General features: G+C 34.7%; 2 protein-coding genes and 2 pseudogenes. 2 read left to right on the forward strand and 2 right to left on the reverse strand.

The genetic code is table 11. The annotated features are described in order from the left end of the window. A pseudogene (locus U860_RS0130740) lies at positions 1-592 on the forward strand (N-acetylmuramoyl-L-alanine amidase); the annotation flags it as partial. Between the two features lie 12 nt (positions 593-604). Further along, positions 605-670: pseudogene (locus U860_RS36760) on the forward strand (N-acetylmuramoyl-L-alanine amidase); the annotation flags it as partial. 589 nt (positions 671-1259) lie between these two features. Here the strand turns inward: U860_RS36760 and U860_RS0130745 are convergent. Continuing rightward, positions 1260-1703, reverse strand: coding sequence for an SMI1/KNR4 family protein (locus U860_RS0130745; protein ID WP_025151466.1), 444 nt, complete (start codon positions 1701-1703; stop codon positions 1260-1262). Continuing rightward, a partial coding sequence (locus U860_RS34810) for an HNH/ENDO VII family nuclease (protein ID WP_025151467.1) occupies positions 1700-2411 on the reverse strand: 712 nt, incomplete at its 5' end. The genes U860_RS0130745 and U860_RS34810, both read right to left, overlap by 4 nt.

Consider the following 2411-nt stretch of genomic DNA (forward strand, 5'->3'; position numbering starts at 1 on the left):
GAAAGCAGACTTTTTATGGATTCCTCGTTATGGAAGTAATAAACCTGCCTATGCGTGTGATCTATGGCAATATGCAGATGGGGAAACAGGAGGTTGGCTTGATGGTGTAGGAAAAGTTGACTTAAATGTTCTAAATGGAGACAAGCCATTATCTTGGTTTATTGGTGGTAATGATCTAAATCCAATTCAGCCTATTCAAACAGAGGGAATCGGACATGCAACATCTAAGTACGCTAATGGTTATGGTATAAATCTATATGAAAATCCTGCTAATCCTATTTTTGCAGGACGTATCACACAAAAAGTCCCTTACTTAATCCATAAAGGATACTGGGGTGGAGAAGGAAAAAATATGATCAATTTAGGCGGAGAAAAGCAATGGGCTTATTTAGAGCATTTTGATGTTCAATGGTTCTATGCATACACTAAATATTGGCCAGGATATCAAATCCGTATTTACGATGGGCCGAACGGCAATGACATTGGATTTGTGGATGGAAGTAAGCCATATCAATTGTTTAATAGACAAGATGGGCATGTTGATATTGGTGGTAATCGATGGATTCGTGAGGAACATGTGATTATTAAGTAATATGATGTTTCAAAAGTACACAATAGCAAAGGCAAAACATACTATGTAACTGCAAACGATGCCTATGTGTATGTTGAAGTGAAGATATTGGGGGAATTGCCTTGTGTTCAAAATAAAAAAATCCGTCCTTTCTGGAGATAGTTTGGGATACTATTATTCTTCCGGAAAAACGGATTTTATATGCATTCATTTTTGGATATTTATGAGTTTTGCAAAGCCCTCTAAAATGTAAAAAGCACTTGTTGTCTTTAGTTGACAATCAAGTGCTTTAAGTTCATATGTTTTTAAGTAGCATTAATTTTGTAAGTTTTATAGTAGTATGACACCTTTTATATGTCTTGACAACTACTACGTTAATACTTACGAGTTCGTTATTTTTATGTCCATTCCATATGTTTATATTCGTCGCCCAATAAAATGTCATCTCGCCTAAGCTCGTACTTCGTTTTCTATTGTATCATTGCACATAATACTCTATGATGGTACAACCATCATAGAGTATATACTTTTTAACAGCCTATTCTTTTTCTTTCCACTTCAAGCCTTGTCGTTCTCATTTGTACAGCATAAATCAGATAATAAGTTTAATTGTACTGCTTTTATATTTATTGTAACTAATCTTGTTTGCCTGTATTGTATTAATTTTTTTAAGTAGCAATCTAATTCATTAAAAATGTATATTTATCTCTTCTTTAAGAGCCTTTTCTAAATACTCTTCAAAACTGCTTGCTATAATTTCTTTTCCACCAAAATCAAAGTCAAATGTAATGATTTCTGTATTAGGAGAATTAAAACCTACTGGATTCCCTGCACTGTCTATTCCAATAACAATAAAATTCTCATACCCTTCAGGAAGAATATTTCTAAACTGTAGAGATTTCTCTACAAATGATGGTGTAGCAACAAACTCTGCCTCTCTCAATCCTAAAACAATCGCTTCACCAACTGCTCCCGAACCATACTTCAAAAGAAACATTTTAAAGTCCTCTGGTAATTTCACTTTTAGCTCAACTTCAGCTTGTGTCACTTCCTCAATATTAACAGTCCCTCCAAATGCTTCAGGGCACATTTCAAGCTCTTCATCAATTGCATTTAACAATTCTATTTTCATTCAATTATCCCCCTTTTAATCATTTCATTGGCATATCTTGCTTTCCAATATTCTTTACGCCATTTATTGAATTCCTGCCTAGCTTCTCCATTGCCAACTCCACCTTTATTTCCAAATGGATGCTGTCTTTTGTTTCCTAAATCATGGTATCTACTAGGCATCTCAATTATTGGTCCCTCAACTCTTTGTTCATGATGGTGAAGTATAATGGTATCATATACTTCGTCTTTTGGTGCATACCCTTTTTTAAATGAATATATCAATTGTTTATCCGACATATTTGATAATGAACGTTGTGCTTTTACTTCAAAACCTTTAAATTGTGCTGTAAATTTACCAGTTTGTTCATAACCTTTAATTGCTTGTTGAACATCTTTAGACGTTACTTTATAAATGTCATTTGTTAAATTAGACTTACCCGTACCCTTAGTTTCACTCTTAGCAACAGAAAATAACTCTCCACCAAGTGCGTTTCTTTCTCCTCCAATGCCTGCTAGCGAAGGTTCGGGGAATAAATTTGGGATCTCAATATTTTTAATCTTCTCCACGACATTCTTCATACTACCCGGCAACTTATTCATTAATGCCGTTACTTCTTTCAACTTACCAACTATTTTATCGCTTTTCTCTGCTACTTGAAAGACTTTTGCACCCTCTGCAAGCTTTCCGGATGTAGCTAATCCTTTTACTGCGGCGCTTACTTCACCA

Origin of the sequence: Bacillus sp. H1a, assembly GCF_000633475.1 — a bacterium.
Lineage (GTDB): Bacteria > Bacillota > Bacilli > Bacillales > Bacillaceae_G > Bacillus_A > Bacillus_A paramycoides.

Excerpts from the sequence above, each read along its gene's own strand:
- U860_RS0130745 (WP_025151466.1), bottom strand. The coding sequence starts at position 1,703 with ATGAAAATAGAATTGTTAAATGCAATTGATGAAGAGCTTGAAATGTGC.